This window comes from Bacillus paramycoides, from assembly GCF_038971285.1.
Classification (GTDB): Bacteria; Bacillota; Bacilli; order Bacillales; family Bacillaceae_G; genus Bacillus_A.
Genome location: NZ_CP152428.1, coordinates 1 through 25,102, shown reverse-complemented (window position 1 = coordinate 25,102; position 25,102 = coordinate 1). Strand labels below are relative to the sequence as shown.

General features: G+C 30.4%; 15 protein-coding genes and 5 pseudogenes. 12 read left to right on the top strand and 8 right to left on the bottom strand.

Annotated elements, in window-relative coordinates:
• Positions 1-52 precede the first annotated feature (52 nt).
• Complete coding sequence (locus tag AAG068_RS27590; RefSeq protein ID WP_342719887.1) at positions 53-2,230, top strand: peptidase domain-containing ABC transporter; 2,178 nt, start codon at positions 53-55, stop codon at positions 2,228-2,230.
• Positions 2,231-2,385: 155 nt separating this feature from the next.
• Here AAG068_RS27590 and AAG068_RS27585 read toward each other — a convergent pair whose 3' ends face one another.
• The 3 genes from AAG068_RS27585 to AAG068_RS27575 are packed head-to-tail and all read right to left on the bottom strand — an operon-like array spanning position 2,386 to position 4,799.
• Entirely contained in the window at positions 2,386-3,129 is a 744-nt protein-coding gene (locus AAG068_RS27585) for an ABC transporter permease (protein WP_342719886.1), read from the bottom strand.
• Positions 3,130-3,144: 15 nt separating this feature from the next.
• Positions 3,145-3,885: an ABC transporter permease gene (locus AAG068_RS27580; protein ID WP_342719885.1), complete on the bottom strand. Its 741-nt coding sequence runs from the start codon at positions 3,883-3,885 to the stop codon at positions 3,145-3,147.
• Positions 3,885-4,799, bottom strand: a complete 915-nt coding sequence (locus AAG068_RS27575) for an ABC transporter ATP-binding protein (protein WP_342719884.1) — start codon at positions 4,797-4,799, stop codon at positions 3,885-3,887. The genes AAG068_RS27580 and AAG068_RS27575 overlap by 1 nt, the downstream gene beginning before the upstream one ends.
• Before the next feature lie 717 nt (positions 4,800-5,516).
• Between AAG068_RS27575 and AAG068_RS27570 the strand changes: the two are divergent.
• Positions 5,517-5,805 (top strand): annotated as a pseudogene (locus AAG068_RS27570) (replication initiation protein); the annotation flags it as partial.
• Positions 5,806-6,081: 276 nt separating this feature from the next.
• Here the strand turns inward: AAG068_RS27570 and AAG068_RS27565 are convergent.
• Positions 6,082-7,116 carry an ElyC/SanA/YdcF family protein gene (locus AAG068_RS27565; protein WP_342719883.1) on the bottom strand — a complete coding sequence of 345 codons (1,035 nt, stop codon included), beginning with the start codon at positions 7,114-7,116 and terminating at the stop codon, positions 6,082-6,084.
• 608 nt (positions 7,117-7,724) lie between these two features.
• Here AAG068_RS27565 and AAG068_RS27555 point away from each other — a divergent pair.
• The 3 genes from AAG068_RS27555 (at position 7,725) to AAG068_RS27545 (ending at position 11,676) form a co-directional block, all read left to right on the top strand.
• Positions 7,725-8,003 carry an AbrB/MazE/SpoVT family DNA-binding domain-containing protein gene (locus tag AAG068_RS27555; protein ID WP_342719882.1) on the top strand — a complete coding sequence of 93 codons (279 nt, stop codon included), beginning with the start codon at positions 7,725-7,727 and terminating at the stop codon, positions 8,001-8,003.
• 292 nt (positions 8,004-8,295) lie between these two features.
• Positions 8,296-9,801, top strand: coding sequence for a PIN domain-containing protein (locus AAG068_RS27550; protein WP_342719881.1), 1,506 nt, complete (start codon positions 8,296-8,298; stop codon positions 9,799-9,801).
• A 657-nt stretch (positions 9,802-10,458) separates the two neighbouring features.
• Positions 10,459-11,676 (top strand): macrolide family glycosyltransferase, encoded by a 1,218-nt coding sequence (locus AAG068_RS27545; protein WP_342719880.1) that lies wholly within the window; start codon positions 10,459-10,461, stop codon positions 11,674-11,676.
• A gap of 274 nt (positions 11,677-11,950) precedes the next feature.
• Here AAG068_RS27545 and AAG068_RS27540 read toward each other — a convergent pair whose 3' ends face one another.
• Positions 11,951-12,301 carry a hypothetical protein gene (locus tag AAG068_RS27540; protein ID WP_193673045.1) on the bottom strand — a complete coding sequence of 117 codons (351 nt, stop codon included), beginning with the start codon at positions 12,299-12,301 and terminating at the stop codon, positions 11,951-11,953.
• 335 nt (positions 12,302-12,636) lie between these two features.
• Between AAG068_RS27540 and AAG068_RS27535 the strand changes: the two genes are divergently transcribed.
• The 6 genes and pseudogenes from AAG068_RS27535 to AAG068_RS27510 all read left to right on the top strand — a co-directional run bounded on the left by AAG068_RS27535 (position 12,637) and on the right by AAG068_RS27510 (position 17,741).
• On the top strand, positions 12,637-13,458 hold the full coding sequence (locus tag AAG068_RS27535; protein ID WP_342719879.1) for a peptidoglycan-N-acetylglucosamine deacetylase: 822 nt from the start codon (positions 12,637-12,639) through the stop codon (positions 13,456-13,458).
• Positions 13,459-13,938: 480 nt separating this feature from the next.
• Positions 13,939-14,643, top strand: coding sequence for a metal-binding protein ZinT (locus AAG068_RS27530; protein WP_342719878.1), 705 nt, complete (start codon positions 13,939-13,941; stop codon positions 14,641-14,643).
• Positions 14,644-14,681: 38 nt separating this feature from the next.
• A pseudogene (locus tag AAG068_RS27525) lies at positions 14,682-14,846 on the top strand (metallothiol transferase FosB); the annotation flags it as partial.
• A 147-nt stretch (positions 14,847-14,993) separates the two neighbouring features.
• Positions 14,994-15,724 (top strand): annotated as a pseudogene (locus AAG068_RS27520) (MOSC domain-containing protein).
• Positions 15,725-16,105: 381 nt separating this feature from the next.
• A complete protein-coding gene (locus AAG068_RS27515; protein WP_342719877.1) occupies positions 16,106-16,633 on the top strand; it encodes a GNAT family N-acetyltransferase in 528 nt (175 codons plus the stop codon).
• 547 nt (positions 16,634-17,180) lie between these two features.
• Positions 17,181-17,741 (top strand): NAD(P)H-dependent oxidoreductase, encoded by a 561-nt coding sequence (locus AAG068_RS27510; RefSeq protein ID WP_270673594.1) that lies wholly within the window; start codon positions 17,181-17,183, stop codon positions 17,739-17,741.
• A 735-nt stretch (positions 17,742-18,476) separates the two neighbouring features.
• On the opposite strand, the gene AAG068_RS27505 is transcribed toward AAG068_RS27510, so the two are convergent.
• Together AAG068_RS27505 and AAG068_RS27495 are read right to left on the bottom strand one after the other, a co-directional pair.
• Entirely contained in the window at positions 18,477-20,426 is a 1,950-nt protein-coding gene (locus AAG068_RS27505; RefSeq protein WP_342719908.1) for a P-loop NTPase fold protein, read from the bottom strand.
• 152 nt (positions 20,427-20,578) lie between these two features.
• Positions 20,579-20,749: pseudogene (locus AAG068_RS27495) on the bottom strand (lysostaphin resistance A-like protein); the annotation flags it as partial.
• 113 nt (positions 20,750-20,862) lie between these two features.
• Here AAG068_RS27495 and AAG068_RS30010 point away from each other — a divergent pair.
• Positions 20,863-20,955 (top strand): annotated as a pseudogene (locus AAG068_RS30010) (IS3 family transposase); the annotation flags it as partial.
• A gap of 253 nt (positions 20,956-21,208) precedes the next feature.
• On the opposite strand, the gene AAG068_RS27485 reads toward AAG068_RS30010, so the two are convergent.
• Complete coding sequence (locus AAG068_RS27485) at positions 21,209-25,069, bottom strand: SIR2 family NAD-dependent protein deacylase (RefSeq protein ID WP_342719876.1); 3,861 nt, start codon at positions 25,067-25,069, stop codon at positions 21,209-21,211.
• Between the last annotated feature and the right edge of the window lie 33 nt (positions 25,070-25,102).

The window sequence follows — 25,102 nt, the reverse complement described above, 5'->3', positions numbered from 1 at the left end:
ATACTTTTATTAAATTTTAGCGATTTTAATTTTTAGGGGGAAAAGATTTGCAATGGAATGGAATATAAGAAATAAAAAATCAAAAGTTCCAATTGTTGAACAAATGAGTCAATATGAATGTGGAATTTGTTGTTTGAATATGATTTTAAAGTATTATAATTATGAAATAAAACTTTCTGAATTAAGGCCTTATTTTGAAGAAAGTAGAAATGGTACTACTTTGTTAAAAATAAAACAAGTAGCAGAAAAGTTTAATATGCAGTGTATTGGAAAAAAGGTATCAATAGATTTTTTACTAGAATATAAAGATTTGCCATTTCCATTTATGGTGTTTTTCGAGAATAAACATTATGTGGTTTTAGAAAAGGTTACACGTACACATTTCTTTATTGCCGATCCAGCTATAGGACATGTAAAAATGACTAAAAAAGAGTTTGAAGAGAAATATTCGGGTACCATTTTTATTATGATTCCTAATGAGGATTTTGTTCCCAAAAAACAAAAACAAAAATCAAGTATAAAAAAAATTATAGTTGAAAATAAAAAACCATTACTATATTTAGTGCTGTTTTCACTTTTAATTCAATTGATTTCCGTAGGTGTACCGATAATTATGAAAACATCTATAGATTTAATTGTAATGCAAAAAAAATACGCTATGATTTCGACATTTATAATTTCTTTTTTAATACTTTGTATTTTTCAAGTTGGTTTCAATTTGTTTAAGGATTTCATACTTATTAAATTACAAAATAGTTTAGATTATAAGCTTACAAATAAATTTGTATCGCATCTATTAAAATTACCATACAAATTTTTTGAGAATCGTTCCCGAGGGGACTTAATCTTACGTGCTAATAGTAATGTTAGAATAAGAGAGTTCTTATCTCAAAATCTTATTATGTCTTTAATTAATATTTGCTTAGTATTTGTATTATTTACTTACATGTTCATAGAATCACGTCTTTTAGCATTGGTAGTATTATTAATTGGGATTATACAAGTTCTTACCATTATATTTACAAAAAATAAGCTGAAGTATTTAACAAAATCACAGATTACTAGCCAAACACGTTACAGCAGTTTTATGACTGAAATGTTAGGTGGAATGTCTACGATTAAATCTTTAGGTATTGAAAATAATATATATAAAAATTGGGAGGAATTATTAAGTAAGCAGGTTGAAGCAAATAAAAATAAGTCCTATTTTCAATTAAAAGTAGATACTATTACAAAAAGTTTATTTTTTGTTGCGCCATTAATTGTCATATGTATAGGTATTTATCAAGTTGTTCATGGACAAATAACAATTGGGACGCTTTTTGCATTTCAATCAGTAACAATTTCTTTCTTAACACCCCTCAATTCCATTGCTATGCTATTAAATGATATTGTAACTACAGAAACATTATTAGATCGAATTGATGACGTATTAACAGAAGAAAAAGAGCCTATTCCTGATAATGATGTATTCATTAGATTAAAAGGGGATATAAAGCTGGATGATGTATCATTTAGATATAGTAAATTTGGAGATTACAATTTAAAAAATATTTCTTTAAATATCGTATCTGGTCAAAAGGTAGCAATAGTTGGGAAGTCTGGATCAGGAAAAAGTACCTTAGCAGCACTACTATCAGGGCTATATACACCTACACATGGTAATATATATTTTGATGATAATAATTACAGTTCCCTTAGTAAGGAAACTTTGAGAGGGAACATAGGTGTTGTACTGCAGGAAAATTTTCTATTTAATAAAACCATTTTAGAGAATTTAACTATCCATAATAAGGATATTAATATGGATGAAATTTTATTTGCTACTAATTTGGCTCAAATACATGAAGATATTCAAGCTATGCCTATGGGATATCATACGGTCATTTCTGAAGGTGGATCAAATATATCTGGTGGACAAAGACAAAGGCTTTCTTTAGCTAGAGCATTAATTTCTAAGCCATCGATATTAATCTTAGATGAAGCTACTAGTGCTTTAGATACGATAACAGAAAAGAAGCTTAATGAAGGAATTCAAAACTTAAATTGTACAAGAGTTGTAATTGCTCATCGTATAAGTACCATCATAGATTCAGATATAATTGTTGTTATGGATCAAGGTAAAATTTTGGATAGTGGAACCCATGAGCAGCTACTTTTACGATGTAATTATTACAAAGATTTCTATTATAGTAATTTTCATGATAGTAAACAATTACAAAAAATTTAATACTTATTTTCCTAATTCAATGTAAACAATAACAAACGGACATTTCATATTTAAATCTTTAACAGATTTTTAGATACGAAATGTCCGTTTGTTTATGATTCACATCTTATTGAACATTTAATGTGAAATTTAAAATTATAAAATGATAGTAGAAATTATTTAATGTCCTTACGTGTCATTCTGCGTATACCTATAAATAAAAATAATGTTGTGTAAAAAATGTTCATAATGAAAAAGAAAAATGTATTCTTAAATCCTTGAATACCATGTAGTTTTATTGGATCCATTGATAAAGCTGAGTAAGAAAAAGGCCATATATATCCAACACCCATTAAATAAAAAATAATCCCTAAAAATGTAAAAGCTACTCCAATACCTATTGGAACTACAAAACTCTTTAATGATGTAGAAAGCCATAACTGAAGAGATGCTATAGAAATAGTTCCAATCCAAGCATAAAATACCCATTTAATTAGCACCATAGGGAATGGATGAGAAAAATCTAAAAAATACCCAGAAATTATATACAGTATTACTAAAAATACCTGAGTAACCAAAGAAAGTAATGCGATAACAATAAGTTTCGAAAGGTAAATATTAGTTATGGAAATAGGTAATGATAATATTTTATTCCAATTATTACCCGAATCCTCATATCTGCAAACAAGAGAACTATAAACACCTATTAATATAGGAAATAAAAACATACTATATAACATACCTATTTGTGTCCAAGCTTGCATCCATTCATTTTTACCATTACCTGCAAGTACTTCTCGATTAAACTGAAAATTTAGTAGACCCAATAAGATACAAATAAAAGGTATACATAGCATAATAATCCACATCTTAGATCTTTTTAATTTTAATAATTCTGTAGAAATAGCTAGTCTAAGCATAAAAACAATCCTTCCTTAGTTAGTATCTTTTTTCATAAAATGTTTTAATCCTACTAGAATTAGGATGATACCTACTCCAATACTTAAAAATAAATTGGATAATGCATTAACATTTGGTTGATACGTCATTTGGTTTCCGACTACTTTAAGCATGAGAGGACCAGTAATTGATGGATACGTCCAAATAAGAAATTTACTGATAGGTACCATTTGCCCCAAATAACCTAAAAAAGATCCAAGAATACCTACTGTTAATGAAAATGCTTGATTTTTTATTAATACAGAAACCCAAGTTTGCAGAGCTACAATCGCAATACTAGAAATCCAAGTTGTCGCAAGGAATTTTAGTATTAAATTTATTGGGAAAGATCCAGGGTAATCTAAGACATTACCTATTATTAACATACTGAAAAATAAAATAATTAGAGGTATTAAAAGTAAAATCATAGTCGTAATTATTTTACATATATAAAGTGATGCTTTATTAATAGGTGTAGCCAATAGCATTTTCCATGTATTTTCTTTATGTTCTACATCAACAAGCCTAGATACAATTGTGGCAATCATAATTGGCACAAATAAACCATTTAGTATGCCGAAGTTTGATATTAAGTTATCCCAAATATGAAATTCCTGACGGGCCTTTGCTGTTAACGCAAAAACCCAAGCAATCTCTAATATACTCATTAAAATAATAACAAATATAAAACGTTTTCTTTTTAACTTAAGAAATTCGCTTCTTAATAGGGATATCATTACAGACTTCCTCCTTTAGCTGTTAACTCAAGGAATATATCTTCTAGTGTACGTTTCTCTTCTTCAATTCTATAAACCGACATATCATTATTTATCATTAGTCGATTTGCTTGGGCAATTTGTTCTTCAGTATATGTATTTAAAACTAAAGAATCACCTTCTATTTTGGAGAGAATTTCATTTTTTAATAGAATTTTGTGAGCATCGCTTAAGTTATTTACTTTCATTCTAATAATTGAATTACTTTGCTGTCTTAATTTTGCTATATCATCCTGAAAAATTAAAACCCCATTTTGAATAATTCCAACTTGAGTAGCTATATGGTCTATTTCACTTAATAAATGACTTGAGATAATGACTGTCATACCATATTTACTAGGTAATTCTTTAATAAGTTCACGTATTTCATGTATACCTGATGGGTCTAGACCATTAGTTGGTTCATCGAGAATTAAAAGTTTTGGAAATGCTAAAAGTGATGAGGCAATACCCAATCTTTGTTTCATACCTAATGAATAATTCTTTACTAATTTCTCTTTTTGATTTTTTAATCTTACTATTTCAAGAACTTCATCTATATTTTTTCGTGGAACATTAAGCATTCTACGGATTATCTCTAAATTTTCATATCCTGTTAAGTGTCCATAATAAGAAGGGGATTCAACGAGAGAACCAATTTGCTTTAAAATGTTTAGCCTATTTGTTTTTAAATCTTGGCCAAATATTTTGATGTCACCGTTTGTTGGTTTGACTAATCCTAATAGCATCTTTATAGTTGTTGTTTTTCCAGCTCCATTTGGTCCTAAAAAACCATAAATCTCACCTTCGTTAACCTTTAAATCTATATTATTTACATTAAAAGTATCTCCGTGTTTTTTGGAAAGGTTATGGGTTTGCACAATATATTTAGACATATAAATACCACCTCATCATTTTATATTTATTAACTTAATATCATTATACAATGATAATCTTAAGTTAAGATTCAGCTTACCTTAAGATTACCTTATGTATGTAAAAAGATTATCTATTTCAGATGTTTCAGGAGCTTAAGATAGGTTACGGAAATGAAATAAATTATGAGGTTCCATTCTAAAATAATATTTTTAGAAAAGGTAATATTTATTATTTAATAAATTTATCCAACTAATTTCTATATGATTTCCCCTGGTATTAACTTGAAAATAACTTATACAAATTAAATTTACATTTTGTTATTGTTAATAAAAGTTTAGCGGAAATACATTTATACTTCTGTTGAATTCCCATTAAGATTATTTATAAATTAAAACTTAAAATGTTTTTGAGTATTTTATATGTTTTAAGAGTATATACTACTTTGATATATAAGGGTTTCTGCAACCTTACTATAACAAAAATGGTTTTAACCATAGCAAATTTGCTTACGGATATGATGAACTATATGTGTTGGTATTTGAGAGAGATAATTTATTTAATACATCCTTTTTACACTTGTTTACATAACTATGTTATTGTTTTTAAAGATTATTTATCCAAAATATTTTTGCTAGACTTAGAAAAATAACAAATTTGGTTATTAAAAGGTAACTATAACTAAGGAGTATAGTTATTGTAGCGATAAAGCTAGTAAGGAACGGACGTATGTAGATATGTCTCTGAAGCAAGATTTGCAGGTTAAAGAAAATAATATTGTCTCGAAATCCAATACTTTAATTGAGGCGAATTCACGTTTGAATTTTAGTAGAACAAAAGATGTTACTTTGCTTGGCAAGTAATATTGAACCAAGTGATTGGGATTTTAAAACATACACATGTCTAATTAAACAATTTCATGACTTACTTGGTTTGAGTGGATCAACTAAATATACTGAGTTAAGTAAAATAACAAAGGAATTAGTTTCCAAAGTAATTGAAGTTAGGGAAGGAGAAGAGTTTATTATGGATAAAATTTATGAAAGTATGTAAAGAAATAAAACGAGGGTTTATCAATTATAATTAAAGGAAGACTTACGTGTAATCTAATTAGGGTATTAGTTTTAGAGGATTATTGTTAATATTTCAACCAAAATACAATATATAAAAGTATTATATAGGGTAGGAGCCGAATTTTTTACTTTAAGAAAAGTCGGCTCCTATTCTTTAATTATTTTATAAGAATTATTTTTTAAGCTCTAACAGTTTCATAAATTAAGTTCTGGTTATTTTTTTCAGTTATTAAGAAACAATAAAACTAGCAATTGTTAGGAATAAAGCGAAACCTAAAATAGTTCCACATATTTTCATATGACGCTTACGTCCCATAACGACAATTGCGACATATTCACGAATCATTGCGTTAGGCCAATAATAAAATGCAGTTTTTGATCCAATTCCTTGGCTATTAAGACCGGCTTGTCTTGCATATATACCAGCCCGGAAAAGATGGAAATTATTCGTTGTAAAAATACTTCTATACTTACCTTCAGGCTTTAAAGAATCCATAATTTCTTTAGAGAACAACATATTTTGATATGTGTTTACAGAGCGATTTTCTTGTATTGTATGTTCAAGAGGAATTCCTTTCTCAACAGCATAATTTTGCATTGCTTTTGCTTCTGAAAGACCTTCATTTGGACCTTGTCCACCAGAGAAAATGATTGTTGGTGGTGTAGTTACAGCAGCTTGTTTCCAATAAAAATCGATAGCTTTATTAATGCGACTTGCAAGTAAAGGAGGTACTTTGTCATTAATTAAACCACTACCAAGAACAATGATAAAATCTTGATTACATTTAGGTCTGTTAAATTGGTATAAAAAATAAGCGGTTAAGAAGTTAGATAAGTGTATAAGGAAATATATAGTTATAAGAGCAGCACCAATAAAAATAGCTTTGAAATGTGATGAGAACAAACTTGCTGGACTTATAATAAAGACTAGCATAAAAAATAGAATTCCTAAAGCCGCAATGAGTGTTAAACAATTGGTAAAACGCCTTCCTTCTCGCCTCATTAAAATTCTAGCATTAAGAAATAACCCAAACATTAAAGCAACAAAACCAAAAGGAAGCATAATGATAAGTACTAAAATGGGTAAAAATATAATGTAGTGTAAAGTTTCATTACTTGAGTAATAAGAAATAAGTACACAAAAAAGAAGGAAAGAGCAGAAAAAGGCATTAAATAAAAAGCCGTTAATTATTTTTCGCGGCTCCTTTAAATAAGAAATAAGAAAAACAATAAACAATATAATAGGAATCATTCCAAAATACATAAATATAGTACACCTCAATTTGTATAAGAATTTTACATATATTCAATAATACATGATTTTATAGGGATACTGCCCACATTTCCACCTAAGAAAATTTCGATATAAAATGAGCCGAACTTCCTACTCTAAGGAATATTTGGCTTATATGCTTTATTTAAGTTGTAATTTGTTCTCTTCATATTCTTTTAATAACTTATAAAAAATATTTTTCTTAAGCCCTAATAGTTCCATAAATCTAACGCTCGTTATTTCTCTTTTTTTCCACTTTGCATAAGTTTCTTCTATTAACTGTGGGGAAATCTTCTCTTTCTAGCACTTCTAATGTGTATAGTTTTATTTTTAAACTTAATTTTAGTAAATGTACTAGGAAATGTATTGTACCTTTGGATAGTGCCACTTATTTTCAGTCCTCATGAAGGAATAGGAAGAACGTTTGTGAATTATCCTGTTAGAACCCTGAGTATTTCCTTTCAGCGAGGGTTTAAAGAGTTTCTTTTTATGATTGTCTGTTTTTGATTCATTATGTTTCTCATGTATGGTGAAAGCCTGTTACAATAGTAAAGAATAACTTGGGTACAAATTGATAATGAAATGGGGAAATATGCTGGATGAAAGCAACCGGAGTAACTAGAAAAGTGGATGAATTAGGGCGTATAGTAATTCCAAAGGAACTTAGAAATACGCTTGGGATTAAAGAAAAATCACCATTAGAGATTTTTGTAGAAGGGGAAGACATCATTTTACAGAAGTATCAGCCTGGTCATGTTTGTGCATTAACAGGAGAAATGTCAAATCGTAACATAGCATTAGCAAAGGGTAAAATCTCATTAAGTCCAGAAGGTGCAGAACTATTAATAAAAGAAATAGAACAGTATCTTGTAAAATAAGTGCTCCTTTCAAGGGGCTTTTTTTGTAAGGGAAATGTATAATTTCACGTACCGCAATAGTAAATAAAAATAAAACACCTCATTATTAGTCCACATTCAATTCTTATTCCTAAACATGTAATATAAAGATATAGGAATTTTACTTTCAAAAAATTTGTTTAAAAATGTAAAATGTAATTGGGGGTTTTCACCATATTTTTTATTTTCTCTATATAATAATGGGGGAGGGAACAGAAAATCAGCAGTTTGAAATAAGACTTAGATAACTAATACATGAAGAGGGTGAATTGTTTTGACAGAGACAAATCAAGAACAAACAATTGCGAGTATTATAGCATTAGAAAATTATTGTGTCATTTTCGATACAAATATTTATTTGAACCTTTATGAATACGCACCTGACACAACAGAGTTTTTTATAAGTTTATGCAATCTAATTCAAGATAAACTTGTACTACCTAGTACGGTAAAACGCGAGTTTGACAAAAATCATCGCGATTCGCTAGATAGGCAAAGAAATAAATTTAAGAATGCAATTACAAATTTAAAAAAACCTGTTAATCAGTTCGTAGCAAAATTGGATCGACAAGTTGAAATTTTAAATACCTTCAATATACCTATGATTAGTGAGTTACAGACAGAAATAAAAGCGGATATCGAGAGTTTAACTACAAAGCTAGACGTATATACTCAAGAACATGAAGGATTTGAACAAATGAACCGTAATTTTTTAGATAATGATATTATCTATGAATTAATAAATAACATAGCAAGCGCTAATAATTTATTACCACATCTTTCGATTGATGAAATATATCAGTTATGTGCTGATGGTGAAAAAAGGTATAAAAATAAAGTACCACCAGGTTATAAAGATGGGGAGAAAAAATCTGGTGTACAAGCTTTTGGTGATTGGTTTATTTGGAAAGAAGCTTTAAAATTCTGTCATGAAAAAAATAAGAATCTAATTTTTGTTACGGATGATGTCAAAGAAGACTGGTACGAGCTTGAGAACAAAAGGCGAATTGGTTTTAGGAAATATCTAGTAAGTGAATTTGAGACCGGAACAGGTATGAAGATGGTAGGGGTTACAGGAAGTGAATTTTTTAATGAATTAGCAAATATCCACAACAAGGAAATTCCATCTACAGTAGAGTGGATAATAAATTCTGATTTAGAAAATTATTTCGGTCAGTTAAAAGATATGATTGGTCCTGAAATAGCTGAAATGTTACATAATACTGGTGAGAGGTATGTTGATACTTCATCTTTATCAGACTATGACGGTAGTGATTTTGAATATGTTGAAGACTCATTTAATCTAGACATAGAATCTGTGGATTTTCAGGGTTACTATGTTGATGAAGCTAAATATCTCTTAAATGTTAATATAACAGGCAAAGCTATTTCTAGGGAATGCGAGGCAATAGACAGTGATACTATGGAGGTAACCTTCTCGGTGCCTAGATACCATATCCTTAAAGGTGATTTTGAGGTTCAAATAACTCGAAATATAGATTCATATTTAGATTATTGGTATAGTGCTAATTTATTTGATGAAATTAATATAACAGATGGATTATTTTATGAAACATCTACAGATATAGCTGATGATATTTGTGTTGAATGTGCAAGAAGTATAGGTAGCTATTTTAATAATAATGGAGAACCTATATGTGAAACCTGTATTGGAGATACTTCAAATGGCACGGTTTGTACAAATTGTGGGCAAAAAGTTCCTTTTGATGAAATGTATGATGGCTCTACTTGTAATTCATGTTTTCAACAATTGGATTAGTCTCTTGCTAAATATTTTTCTCATCAAAGGTACTTTTGCTAACCCGAGTAACAGGGACTTTAATTGAACAAGAATTAATTTACATCCAATAAAAAAAGATAAGATCGGCGAATACGATTTTATCTTAAGCATAAGGGAAAAACAAGTGACACAAACCATCTTAATTTTTATGATATTATATTTTTTGTTATTTTTCGATATAAAACCCATATTTAAAATCTATATCAATATTAAGAAATTTATTACAAAATTAGCTATAGATGATTCGAAAATCGAAAGTAAACTTTTAGCCATTAGTTTACTTTTACCGTTTAATAAGAAAAAACGCAGCAATCGCTGTGGTTTTTCTTATTAGGGATACTGACGCATACCCATCAACCCAAAAGAACAGGTTACCCGAAAAACGATAAAAATGAACTTCATTACTATAAAAGACACAATTTTTTCGTGTTTGGTGTACTTCAAAACTTTAGATTGATGGATGTGGGGTACCACCCCATGCCCATCAAGTTATCTAAATAAAATACCCTCTAAAAATTAAGAATACTCAAAAATAAAAGTAGACACCTATTCACTTCGTTTGTTATAATTCAAACGAAATGAATAAACGTCTACTTTTTACATTTAACGATATCAAATTTACTGGAGGGGATAAAAATGAAAAAAGCACTTTACATCAATATAGGTGGAGAAGGACACTTAAATCCAACGTTAGGATTAGTACATGATTTAGTACAACGCGGAGACAACATTGTCTATTATGCATCAAATGATTTTGAAGAAAAAATCAAAAAAGCAGGTGCACAATTCCGTCCCATCAATCAAGAGGCACAAAGAGAGCTTTCGGAAACTATGAATCTTATGACTTCCCATCCTCAAAAGTACTTATTACACTTCCTTCACGCAATGGAAATAATTACCGATTCCATTCTTAAAGAAATCTCCAAAGAAACATACGATTACATCCTCTACGATGCACAGTCTTTACCTGGAAAATGGGTTGCTCACCATAGAGGTTTAGCATCTATTGCAACTTGGACCACGTTTGCTTTTTCACAAGAACTAAAAGAAAATATGAACCTGACAGGAACAAGAAACATAGAACAAAAGCAGGAACGTTTAGACATGCTACAAGCATTTTTGCAATTAGAAGAAATAGCAAAACGGAAACAATATTTAGAAGAAAAATATGAAGTACCCCTATCTGATAATTTTTTACTTTGTCCGGGTTCAGGCAATTTGAATATTGTCTTTACTTCTCGCTATTTCCAAAGAAATAGCAAGGATTTTAAGGATGGCTATATTTTTATCGGCCCTTCAATTGTTGAAAATGAAACTCTAAATGATTTTCCGGTTGATGATTTAAAAGGAGAACGTGTGATTTATATTTCTATGGGAACCATAATTAATAAACAGCCTGAATTCTATCAAAAATGTTTCGTCGGTTTAAAAGATCTCAATGCGAAAGTAGTACTTAGTATAGGCAAACAATTAACAGTGGAGCAGCTAGGAGATATACCTGATAATTTTATTGTTCGTAACTATCTTCCACAATTAGATATACTGCGTCAAGCGGATGTATTTATTAGTCATTGTGGAATGAATAGCACAAGTGAATCACTGTATTTTGAAGTACCTCTAGTTATGCTCCCATTTATAAATGATCAGCATACGATCGCTGAGCGAGTATATGAACTTGGCGCAGGATTTATGTTAAATATCCAGCAATTATCGGCCGAGGATTTAAAACATGCCGTTAATGAAGTGTTGCAACATTCGATTTACAAAGAGAATGCCAAAAAAATTAGTCAATCATTCCGTGAGGCAGGTGGTTATATCAAAGCTGTTGATGAGATTATTACATTTACTCGTTAATACTGCTATGTATCCCACTCAAGCCCTATTAATTTAAGAGTTTTATAACACCCTACAATAAGAATATAGAAGATAGCAGAAATGCTGGCTGTATCCCATACTCATCAAGCTAAGAAATTAAATACCCCATGCCCATCAACTTAAGAATTTTATAACACCCCAAAACAAAAAAATTGTACATTTTCACATGAAGAAGTCAATTTTCTCGTTTTGGGGGTATTTGTATTTCTTAGCTTGATAGCGATGTGGTGCTACCCCAATAGAAATTTAATTTTTATCTTTCTTTAACTAGTACATCCCAGTAATACACTTCACCATCAGATTCAACAACCTTTAGACAGCCCTTTCCTGGTTTTTTACCTTCAAGAAGTGCATATCCATCTTTTTCGTATGAACGTAAATAATATATATCTGGATGTCCTTTTATTGCCTCAAATTCCACGCCCTCAAACTCTTCTTTATCACCTACAAATGTACTTATGTAAGATGTAGCCTGAGAACTTTTACAAAAACCACTCGCAAGAGTAGATTTTGCTTCAACCTTCGTTTCATGATTTACTCCTAAAAATAATGGAATAGCTAATAATGTTGAAGTCAGTGCAGTAAACATAATTTTCTTTTTCATCTAAAGTTACCTCCTCTAAATTCTAAAATAATACCCGCATATCTACTGTACACTATAAATTAGAAAATATTAACTATTATTATAATTTTATACATAATATACTTATTGAGAAAACTAAGTTAAATATTGCTATTTATCATGGTTAGAGATTTTTCTTCATCCGACGTTTAAAAAGGTATACCTTTACAAACAACGCGCAAAAACTGTATTTCGGATTAATTAGCAAAACAATCGAAATACAGGTAAATTACACCATTCTCTAGATGCTATATATAATTTGGTATAATTGTATTTAAACAAATTATTGCTAATAGGTAGAGGAAGGAATACAGAGATTGAAAAAACTATTTCAGACTAAAAAATTCTTAATATCAATTCTAACAGTAGCCCTAGTGCTAATTACTTATTTTGTAATACAATCTATTTTATCACCCGCTAGAGGTGTAACAAACCGAGAGAACCCCATTCAACTTGTAAATGAACAACCCAAAATAGACATATATAAAACCGTTCCTTCCCAATTCAATGGTCAAATAAGAAAAATTGCCTATCTTACATTTGATGATGGACCAGGAAAGTATACAACTGAGCTTTTAGACATATTAAAACAACATGATGTTAAAGCTACTTTTTTCTTAACTGGTAAGAATGTAAAGGCATATCCTGATTTAGTAAAACGAGAAAAAACAGAAGGTCATTATGTGGGTATGCATAGCATAACTCATGATTTCAAAAAATTATATACAAATGGTGACTATGTTAATGAAATGAAAACAAATCAAAGTTTAATAGCAGATATTATTAGAGAAAAACCACAATTAACCCGACCTCCTTATGGTTCTATGCCTGGATTAAATGAAGCGCTTCGTAATAAGGTAGCAGAGGATGGATTTAAAGTATGGGATTGGACAATTGACTCTTTAGATTGGAAATATAATAACTTACCAGTAGAAGCAGCTTCAGTTAACATTGCTCAAAATGTACTTATTAATGCAACGAAGTCCCAAGAAGTTATATTAATGCATGACATCCATCCTCAAGCTGTTGCAGCCGTACCAGCCATTATAAAAGGATTAAAAGACAAAGGATATGAATTTGAAGCTTATCAAGAAAATAATCACTTCTCTTTAAATTTCTGGCAGGACCCACGCATTTAACTTTTAAAGGAAATTATGCTATATTTTAAAACACAATAAAGCTAAAAGTTATAAAAATTCATCAATATAGTACTCTAACAAACTCTAAAAAGCCCATGACTCTATTTCATCAATAGAGTCATGGGCTTTTTAGAATACTTACTTTATCATAAGGTATTACTCTTTATGGGATAACCATATCAAAAAAATTGTACGTTTAGACACAAAATAACCGATTCCCTGTACGTTAAGCAACCGGTTATTTATTTTACTGCCTTTTGTTAGAATTTTTATCTCGTAATGGTCTTAAATTATCGAATTTTTATAGATTCATTGCAATTGTCTTGAAGTTTTTGTACCAGAAACACTTGTAATAGTCTACGAAGATTTATGGATAGAATCATCTATTCAGTGATATTGGGTATTTTTCCTTTGATATTTACCCAAGATTTATGTATAATTTAAATCGTAATGATTACGATTTGAAGGAGAGTTGATATAATGAAGATTTTATTTGCAAAGAAACTAGGTATATTAGCTATTAGTTCATTGCTAGTATTAGTAGGGTGTCAGACTTCAGGTTCATCTGAAAAACAAGAGCGCACACATGAAAATGAACACGATCACAACCATGAGCATAATCATGGTCATGCTCATGATGAAGAAACAGAAAAAATTTATGAAGGGTATTTTGAAGACAGCCAAGTGAAGGATCGATCACTCTCCGATTGGAAAGGAGACTGGCAATCTGTATATCCATATTTACAAGCTGGAACACTTGATGAGGTATTTGCTTATAAAGCAAAACATACAGGTAAAATGACAGCTAAAGAGTATAAGGAGTATTATAATGAAGGGTATCAAACAGATGTTAACCGTATCGCGATTCAAGATGATACTGTAACTTTTTTCAAAAATAGAGAAGAACATTCTGGTAAGTATATCTATGATGGGTACGAAATTCTGACATATGATGCGGGAAATAGAGGTGTAAGGTACATATTTAAACTAGCAGAAAAAGTTGAAGGAGTTCCTCAGTATATTCAATTTAGTGATCATAGTATCTATCCAAATAAAGCTAGTCATTACCACTTGTACTGGGGTGACGACCGTAAAGCTTTATTGAATGAAGTCATACACTGGCCTACCTACTACCCATCAAAAATGGATGGACATGATATTGCCCATGAGATGATGGAGCATTAAATTTGGGGTCGCGATGAATTAATGAAATGATAACAAATCAAAATCATGTTAATATCTTACCTGGACGAGAGAGAGATGACCGAGATAAACGGTCTATTTATTTTACAGATCCAGATGGTCACAAGTTTGAGTTTCATACTGGTACTTTACAAGATCGTTTACAATATTATAAAGAAGATAAAAAGCATATGACTTTTTACTGATTAAAAAAGCTAGTAAAATACTAGCTTTTCGCACTTCTGATAATGATAGGTTATGTAAACTTCACATGAATACTATATTCATAAGGTAACTAATTCCAATTGATTATATAATGAAGGGATAAGATTAGATAAAAAAGGAGTAGGGATATGATAATTGGAGAACTAAAAGAAATTGTAAGACATCCAATAAAGTCATTTCGCGGAGAAAATGTTCAACAAACTTTCATTGCATCCTATGGCTTATATGGAGATAGAAGCCATGCTTTTTTAGATGAAACAAGACCAGGAAAGTATTTAACCGCAACACAACTTCCTGAAATGATTGGTTATACGGCGAGTTTTATAGGAGAAGAAACTTTGGATACATATCCATCAATCAAAATCGTTTCTCCTGAAGGGAAAATATATAAGTGGGGAGATCCAGAGTTACTTACAGAATTGGAACAAAAATCAGATCGTAGAATTAAAGGCATACAATACTCACCCCAGCAAGTACCTCTAGGTGCAATTGAAGAAGAACATGTATTAATTGTGACTGATACGTCATTACAAGAAATAAGTGCAATGTGGACCATAGGAGATTTCGTCCAAACTTGATATTCTCATTATATGAAAATATTCCTTTCGTAGAAGATACATGGTTTGGAAAATGTATACGTATAGGAGAAGCAGAATTAGAAATAGTAAGACACTGTGAACGCTGCATGATTATTACTATTGAACCTAATACATTAACATTTGAAAAAACTCTCTTAAAAACTGTTGTACAAAAAAGAAATAATCATTTTGGAGTCTATGCATCAGTTATAAAACCAGGAAAAGTGAATGTTGGAGATTCTATCATATTAGAATACCCTTCGATAACACTGATTATGTAAAAAGTAAAGCCGTCCTGATGGACGTTTTTTTTGCTTAGCGTGAGGTTTTTCAAAAATACTGCGATACGCCTCGTTTTGGGGTATTTGGTTTTTCATAGCTTGATAGAACAGATTAACTTCAAAAAAAAATCAGCTTTTTTATTATAAGTTAACACAAAATTTAGTTCTGGGGGCTTTATAAAATTTTAACTTGATAGCGATGGATGACCCTTAAAAGATGAATTATTGAAATTACGTAGTATGATCTATGATAAATTTTGAGAATAAAAACCCTTTACTATTTTTCAGTTTTACTTATTGTCTAACGGTGCAGGTTAGTTGAACAAATAAAGGAGTTTTGCTTACAGTAAAGAAAGAATAAATAAAGAAAAATGTAAGGGGATGAATAAAATTTCAGAACGTAGCAATCATGTTATTCAAATTAAACCTTGGGAAGATAAGGACCTTGATTTACTTTTTCGTATTAACACCCCAGTGATGATGCAGCATCTTGGAGGTCCAGAAAATGAAGAACAGATTTTGAAGCGACACAAACGGTACCTTGAACTAGATAGTAGAGGATGTATGTTTAGCATTTTATTGTTACCAGAGCAAGAATCAGTGGGTTCTGTTGGCTATTGGCAAACTACTTGGAATAATGAAAGTGTGTACGAAACTGGCTGGAGTGTTCTTCCCGCATTTCAGGGGAAAGGAATAGCGACAACTGCAGTAAAGTTGGCAATAGATGAAGCATCCGCTGAGAATAAGTATAGGTACATTCATGCTTTTCCTTCAGTTGACAATCCAGCTTCAAATGCAATTTGTCGGAAGCTTGGATTCAAATTAATCTCCGAATCCGAATTCGAATACCCTCCTGGTAGCTTTATGCGATGTAATAATTGGTGTTTAAACTTAATTTCCAGTAAATAGCCTTCTTAAACTAACGGAGGCGTTAATTTAATAGGTGTCACCACATATGTCCATCAAGTTAAGATAAATCTGTATGTGACTTTAGCCATAAAGTTGCCCCTAAAGGAAGCATAACCTTGCCGTGAATGCTGTTGGTTTGTAATAATTTCCAATCAAAAGCATGCTGCAAAAATTGATTTTTCAACAGAAGAAACCCAAACATTTTGAAAAAAGTTTGATCAAAGTGCTTGGGTTATTTGTTGCTAGTGAATAATTTTTTATAAAAAAGCTCAATCATTTTTCTACCTGTATTTGCTCAACAATCGCGCCCTATTCTTGAATAATGAAAAAATGACATCTTTTCGTACATCGTACGGTGTCCCCATGAATGTAATTATTCTACTTTGCGGGTAATAGGTTCTCTGGTCCCCCCATATAGAATAAATATTTTTATAAATGATTTAATACTCACCTTTATGTAAGTACCTGTACTTAAAGTGCATACTTACATATTTACAGTGTTCACTTTATTATCAAGATATAAATAATACTTAAGGAGGACAAATCTTTGAAAACCCTTGTCATTGTAACACATCCCAGCATAGAAACTTCCGTCATTAATAAGCGATGGGTAGAAGAACTGAAAAAATATCCGGAAAAGTATACTGTTCACGAATTGTCTAAGGTTTACCCTGATGGAAACATAGATGTGCAAAAAGAACAAAAAATGGTTGAATCACATGGTAATCTGATTTTGCAGTTCCCTATACATTGGTTTAATTGTCCGCCTCTCCTCAAAAAATGGCTTGACGATGTTTTAACTTATGGATGGGCTTATGGTTCAAATGGAGGAGATAAATTAAAGAATCGTAAAGTTGCTTTGGGTGTAACTGCAGGAATCAAAAAAGAAGATTATAGTGAAAATGGAAGATATCAGTATACACTTGAACAAATATTAGTTCCATTTAAAACGACATTCCTGTATTGCAATGCAGATTATCGTTCGTACTTTGCGTTTTATGGTAAAGAAAATAAGCCGGGTGGAAACGAAGAAGAAGAAAATGAGCCTGGTACAAGCGAATTGGAAAAAAGCGCTCAAGATTATTTGAATTTTGTTGAAAACCTGTAATAGGTGGCTTTATAACAGCTATAAAAAAGAAGTATCTCCTTCTTGAGGAGATACTTCTTTTGATTTAAATAAAATAGCTAGCTACCGCTGTACATCATCCATAGCGGATGCTTTTTTTCTTTGTTATATAAAATTTATATAATAAATGAGAAATTAACTAAGCGGACAATTGAACACTGAACTCATCATACCTCACATATTGATTCATAACTAAAATATTTTAAACAAATGTTTGTTTAATTTTTCTATACCTAATTTCTTCATCTCATAAATAAAAAAGATAAGAAACCCACATTTACATATATTCAAGAATTATAGTTAGTTATAACATAAAATTCATTTTCTTATAATTAATTAATCCTGAATTTAATTATATGTTTTTCTGTAAGAATGCACCATTCTTCTCTATTTACCTATACTTATAATTTCACTAATTAATTATGATATAGATATTAATTTAAAGTTATTTATATGAAATAACTAAATGGACTTTTTAGGAAGAGAAAATGATAAACCATTCTATTTTCTTAATTCACATAATTTTCAAAATTAAAATCTATGGATGTTAATATTTGTTATATAATAAAATCAAGCCATATGTAAGATGGTTTCCCCGTTACGAGTAATGAGATAGTTTGATTCACCTTTTATACATTGTCTGAAAAAGAACTTGTAGTGATTCCTACAAGTTCTTTTTGTTATTCTGATCAAATACGATCAGAAGTCTTCCATCACTTAAATACGTGAGTTTATATTTTTTATTACATTTGAAAATTCCTTTAAGAGGACAGTTTTCGGTGTTAATTCTTTTGATTGTATATATGTATTAAATTTCGAACCTAATTTTTTTAGATTATCTAGCTCCGATCTACACTCTGAATTGATTCTTAAATCGTTATATCTCTTTTCAAACACATCAATCATAACCCCAATATTCCGATTCGAAAGTTTAATTATCTTATGAGATAATTCATCCATATTACAATAAGAAAATACAGGTGTATTATAATATACACCATTCACATCTATTACAAATTGCTGGAAGTTCTTATTCAGGTCTTCAATTAACTTATTAAAATCGTTAAATTCTTTTTTTGCCAGTAATGCTCTATTAATTTCAACTGTTTTGCTATTAAATTCTTGTAAATCACTATCCTCCGGGTTTACTTCATAACCCCAGAATAAGGTAACTGAATCTACATAATCTGTAGCTTGCTCCCCAGCTTTTTTTAGCCCTTCATATAACTCTTGCTTAAGTTCGCTAATTTCCTTTTTAAATAGCCCTACGTTTATTAATTCTCTGTATAGTACAAAAGCTTTAAAATACCACGTAAATTTCATTTCTCCATTAATCAGCTTACAATAAGCTGTATCCCTAGCATCAATAAACACATCATCATCTAATACCATATACCCACTTCTTAACAATTTTATATAGGATGGTGTATCATCTTTAAATTGAATTTTAATTGCATTCATTTCATTTTCAAAAATTTCTACATTAAATATGCCTTTTCGAACTAGTATTTCGGAGAATTTAAAGTAAATAAGATCATTGTAATTATTAGAGTCATTAAAATACTTAGTTTTAAAAGCTTTAATGTAATCTTTTGGTTTATTTTTAATTATCATATCTGAATATGTGACATGTGATAAGAAATCAGAATTAGATTTTATAACTTCTAGTTTATCATTTTCTTCAATACCAGTTTTAATTTCAAATGAAGCGGCAAGCGTAAATTTAAGTATTGAAGAAAGTATTTGACCTTCTAAATCCTTATATTTTTCATTATAGTGTCCATAAATTATTTTGAAATCATCTAAAGCTTGTTTCAAGATACGAATGTTTTTAGTACCACTGTTTTGAGAAGTTGTTTCTATTATTGATAAATTATCCATCAAAAAAACTCTTAATGAATCGTCCTGATAACTTTGAATTATTTCTTTTGTAATTTCAGTATAATCTGAATTTAACGATAAAGTTTTTCCTATAAGCTTTTCTTTTATTCTCTTGTATGTATCCGTTTTATTAAATAAAGATCGTAATTTATTTTCAATTAATTCGTTAGATTCAACATTTGTCCCTGTAAATGCACCTTCTTTTTCCAAAACAATTGAAGAAGTGATCATTTTCATTTCATAATTTTGAGTATTTAATCGAGTGGATATTTCGGCTTCGTTCCCAATAATAATAACTTTAACACCATCATGTTCTACAAAATTATTAATGTAACCCAATATATCTGCAATATCACAATTAGCTCTTTCTAAGTCATCAAAACATAAAACAGTATCAGTAAAATTCAGTAAGTTTTCATAATTTATTTCTGTGTTCATGGCCTCTGATATAATGGGTATCTCAAGGTTTTTCACAACTCCAACAGCCATTTTCCCTAACTCTGTTAATCTTCCCCCCCATTTACTTTCACTTATACTTTTAAACGTTTCACTATTTTTAAAAACATGATCTACTACAATTCTTTTATTAATTTCTTCAATACTAGTAATGCCATAAAGAGATAGATAGGCGGTCTTTTGCTTCTTGCCTTTTAGTTCAATGTTTTCAATCTCATTCTTAAGGACTTTGTTCCAAAAATAAGTTTTCCCACAGCCCCATTCCCCGTTAATTAAAATTGCATAGTTTGTATCTTCTTGTTTTACATAATTAATGACACTATCAATCATATAATTCACTTGTTAGCCCCCTTATAATTAACGATTTTATCATTTTAACTTTGATTTGAACTATATTGTCGAAAAGTATTAGAATTAAGATACTACAGCGACAATCCGCTTTTTATTGCTTTTAGCTTTATGCGTGGGACTTATCTTTGGAGTTATGAAGATAATACGAAAGAATTAAATGATATATGCGCTACTATTGGTACTTTTATATCTCTGGTCTTTTCATAACTCCATGCATATAGACATCCATTTATAAAGTAAGAGATAAAGAAGCAATCAAAATGCACGGCTGCATAGATACCATTAGCGATCACGATCGCTGCTGGGTGCTTTTTTCTCTGTTATATAGAAACTTTATAATCAGAATGAAATCTGAATCTCTTTACCTAGAAAATGTTGAAAGCATATAGAACACTTTAAACAAGAATTTGAAAAATATATCAATTATTATAATCACAAATGGATTAAGGAAAAATTAAAAGGCATGAGTCCGGTACAATATCGAACTCATGCCCTAAAGGCTGCCTAATGAAACGACCTTTCTAACTTTATGGGGTCAGTTCATACTTGTATCTGCTTTTTTCTTAATATAATGTTATACATTATATATTTTTTATCTCAAAAAGAAAAAATAAATTTCTTGAGTCTTGAAAAATCGCTATGCTGCTCTTTTTCAAGACTCATTCTCCTTTATTTATATTGTTTTCTTACATGTAATAACGCTCTAAAATTTTCATTTATAAACTAATTTCTGCAAATTAAGGGCCCTATGTTTAGTATATCTATTCTGTTCTATTCAAAAATAAATATAGATGTTTTCTTACTTCCGGTAAACTATCAGAATTACATATATCCTTCCACTTAATTAATATATCAGGTATATTTTTCCCATTTTCCTCGAATGACTTGTAAGATACACCAGCCAGTCTCACACATAATTGTTTATAATTTGCATATTCCGCCCTTGAAAATAGTTGAAACTTACTTTCTTGCATAATAACGTTTATATCAGTTTCTTCAATTAAATATTCCAATCCCTCTAGTATATAATCCCACTGCATCTCATTTAATGCATTAGGGACATAAAGTAAACATGTTCCTATATCTTGTAATATGTGATCTAACCCAGGTTGCCTACGGCTATAAACTTTATTCACCCAATTATAAAGGAGAATAATTGGGATTTCAGATGCAATTTTTCTGTTGTTATATATAATCCAGAACAAGCAACCTTGACTAGAGTACTTTACTTTCTCTTCATCATTCGAATCCAATTCCTTTTTTAATTTTTGATATATGTAATTAGTTTCATATATCTCTAAGTGCAAAGTTGAAGGAAGAATATGAGTAATTATAATACCCCTCTCTTCAATTTCTTCAAATAAACTTCTTATTTTTTCCCTTGTTCTATTATCAATAACCTTTAATTTCGGAAAAATAACATGAATCATTAGATAAGTCAGATTATATATATCGGTTATAGGATGTCCTTGAAACATATCTTCATCTAGTATTCTATTTTTTCTCTCACTATCCCACCAAACCAATATTTTTTTTAATAGTTCCATACAATCTTCTTCACTGTAATTTATATCTTCAGGATCCACCTTATCTGAAAATATTGAATTGGCACTATTAATCCATTCATTTACGAACTTTTTATATTTACTTGCCCCATTATATACACCATCCTTTACAAAAATAGATGGCACATCTTGTTCTATTATCCAATTATAATAATTTTGCTGAACCTGCTCTTCATTTTTCTTAGGCAAACGTAAAAAGCTACTATTATATAAAATTGAAGTTTTAGGTAATCCAGTCTCATTATCAACATTAGTATATAAAGCATCAGCAAATTCTCCACATTGCTCTTCAGTTAGTCCATGAATCTGGAACAATTTAAATAGTCTTAATACTGCCCGATCCCTGGTAGTGACAGACGAATGTCTAACCAATTTTATTAACCTTGTAATAGCCTGTCCCAAAATTTCATCCGGTCTATAAACCCTATAATTTTCACCCCATTCTATAAAATGAAACGGTTCAAGCCATGTTGAATCCATCCGCTCATCCAAACCATTTTCTCCAATTATCGGAAGTTCTAATAAGTCGTTGAATTGCTGACATATTTCCTCATCGTGCATGCCATACAGTACTCTTTTAAACATAGACCTTAAATTAAAATGTAAAGAGTAACAGTTCTGAATTTCTTTAGAATTATACATTTTAATCATTAAACTAAAAATTTCTTCCTTTTTCTCTTTTGAAAAGCGAAAATATATTCTAGAAATGATTTCTAACAAATTAGGGAAATGTCTATGAGAAAAGCCGTAAATATCCTCTCCCTGAGATATTCCCTTTAATGCTTGCTTGAGGGCAGGAACAAATAACTCATAGAAATATTCAACTCTCTCATCAGTTAAAGAAACAATATACGCCCTAGTAAATTTATTCTTTATTGCTTTAGAATCGCCTGTTCTAATTAAAGCGCTCATAGATAATAATGGTGCAACAAAATCTATCCACTTGGTAGCATTTATAACAGATTTATTAAAGACTGCTATAATCTGACACCTCTTAGGCATAGCAACTTCTTCAAACAAACGTAAAAATTCAAAAGATAGATGTATTTTTTCATTATTAGTGCCATAAGAAAAGTGATAAGTTTTTATCCCTGGATCAAAATCCTCGTTCACTTTTTTCTTCAAATCAGGAGCAGAATCTTTTAATAATGAATCCATAATCTCAATTTCTTGGAAAGGACTACATTTGTATTGTGAAAGTTTCGTCCATCTGTCACGATACTCACCAAGGTCCTTGAAACGCATGCCATCATGTTTAATCATTCTTAGTAAATACATTGTCCAGCCTTCTTGAGAAAGTAAAGAGATGTCTATTCTATTGGCCTGTAATCGTATGCGAATTTCTTCTAACGCTTCTTCGCACTCCCTTTCAGCTTCAATGATTTCACCTAATTCGGCAAATATAGATGCCCTTTTAACCTGCCAAAAAGGAGTGTTTTTATTTTTAGGCCATTCTTTTAAAATCCGCTTAACACCATCCTGATCTAGCTTAAACAAATGAAAGAGTGCCTGTTCATAATACCATCTTGAAATCCATTCAGAATTTATTTGCACACTATCTTTAGTAGTATTTAACCACCAGTTAAACTCTTCCACATTATGATTACATCTGGCTTCTCTTATGATTGAAAATATTAATTCAACCCAACATTTTTGGAGAAATTGCCAATCGATATTTGAATCCAGATTTGACTTAAAATTCTTAAGTTGTTCTGGATTTCTATGCAGGTAATTAGTTTGAAAAATCTCATTAAATTTCTCAATAATTATAATCATTTTATTCTTCCATCTGGGCTCTATCGGTAATAATGATGTCTCAATCCTCCAATTCAATTCATATATAAGCATTAATGCATCCACATCCGTTAACTTATGAATATTATTAAGTATTTCATCAATTACCCAATCTGTTTCTAACCAAAGATCTTTTCTATTACTTCTAGGAGTAATTACCCATCCCGGATGTAACAAACGAATATGCTTCCAATACCTTGCAATCTTCAGTAATTCTTCTTCTTTAATTTCCTCTCCATAACCAAAATCGCTTCTTATCGATTCGTTCTTATAATTCTTTACTGGAATATCTGGTATATCCTCATGACCGTCATATTCTATTGTTTCTAAACTAGGCCATCTCAACACATCTGCCTTTCTACCACATTTTAGGTTTAAGAGGAACCATTCTAATGCCTTTTTATGCTTTAATACTCCTGGGTACTTATGATTAGGAAATAAAGGCGAGAAATCAATCGGAATAATCCCTCTAGCTTCTAGCATTCTCCGTTGTGTAGAGGAAACAAATCCACAAAAATAAATAGGTGGAGTATTTTCACCTAAATTATCTCTTACCCAACCTATCCAATTTAAAAAATTCGGATCATCCCCTGAAAAACCAACTAAACATAATACATTCTCCATAATAGTTTGTTGTACCATATTAACAAATGGAGCATATTTTTTAGGATAAGTTCGATAGTCTTCTTCAGTAAAAATAAATGGCCTATGTGACGGGAAACTTCCATGTAATTTTACGATTCTAGGTTTCATACGATTCGGTATATCTGAGGTATTTAGTACTAAACTATAATTTCTATCATATATATATTTTGTTGTTCTTTCTAAAAGCGTATCATAATTTGTTGTGTAGACATCAGCCCAAGGCAGTGATAACAACATTTTATGTAAGTTACCAGGTACATAATTTTCATCTGGTAGCGAATTTAAAATTAGTTGATCAAGAGCCTGTCTCCCGAAAACTTCTTCATATTCACTTGCAAGCTTTAAAACATCCTGGTTATAACTACTATCATAAGGGTGTAATTCACCCTTCATTTTTTCTCCCAGTTGATTCCATAGTAAAAAGGAATCTGAATTATACGATAGTTTTTCGGCATTTAAACTAAAACCAGCCCCTACCATTATAGAAACATTCCCATATTCCCTTCCACACCAAAGGCTTTCTCTTATCTTTTCAATATGATGTTGATCAGGTAAATAAGTCATATCCCCCATAACACTCCCTCCTCTTTTATTAATAATTTTATTATTACCACGCACATAAAGATAGTAAAATATCCCTTTAAATAACAT

Excerpts from the sequence above, each read along its gene's own strand:
- AAG068_RS27580 (WP_342719885.1), bottom strand. The coding sequence starts at position 3,885 with ATGATATCCCTATTAAGAAGCGAATTTCTTAAGTTAAAAAGAAAACGT.
- AAG068_RS27515 (WP_342719877.1), top strand. The coding sequence starts at position 16,106 with ATGAATAAAATTTCAGAACGTAGCAATCATGTTATTCAAATTAAACCT.
- AAG068_RS27585 (WP_342719886.1), bottom strand. The coding sequence starts at position 3,129 with ATGCTTAGACTAGCTATTTCTACAGAATTATTAAAATTAAAAAGATCT.
- AAG068_RS27530 (WP_342719878.1), top strand. The coding sequence starts at position 13,939 with ATGAAGATTTTATTTGCAAAGAAACTAGGTATATTAGCTATTAGTTCA.
- AAG068_RS27555 (WP_342719882.1), top strand. The coding sequence starts at position 7,725 with ATGAAAGCAACCGGAGTAACTAGAAAAGTGGATGAATTAGGGCGTATA.
- AAG068_RS27540 (WP_193673045.1), bottom strand. The coding sequence starts at position 12,301 with ATGAAAAAGAAAATTATGTTTACTGCACTGACTTCAACATTATTAGCT.
- AAG068_RS27505 (WP_342719908.1), bottom strand. The coding sequence starts at position 20,426 with ATGATTGATAGTGTCATTAATTATGTAAAACAAGAAGATACAAACTAT.
- AAG068_RS27545 (WP_342719880.1), top strand. The coding sequence starts at position 10,459 with ATGAAAAAAGCACTTTACATCAATATAGGTGGAGAAGGACACTTAAAT.
- AAG068_RS27565 (WP_342719883.1), bottom strand. The coding sequence starts at position 7,116 with ATGTATTTTGGAATGATTCCTATTATATTGTTTATTGTTTTTCTTATT.
- AAG068_RS27590 (WP_342719887.1), top strand. The coding sequence starts at position 53 with ATGGAATGGAATATAAGAAATAAAAAATCAAAAGTTCCAATTGTTGAA.
- AAG068_RS27575 (WP_342719884.1), bottom strand. The coding sequence starts at position 4,799 with ATGTCTAAATATATTGTGCAAACCCATAACCTTTCCAAAAAACACGGA.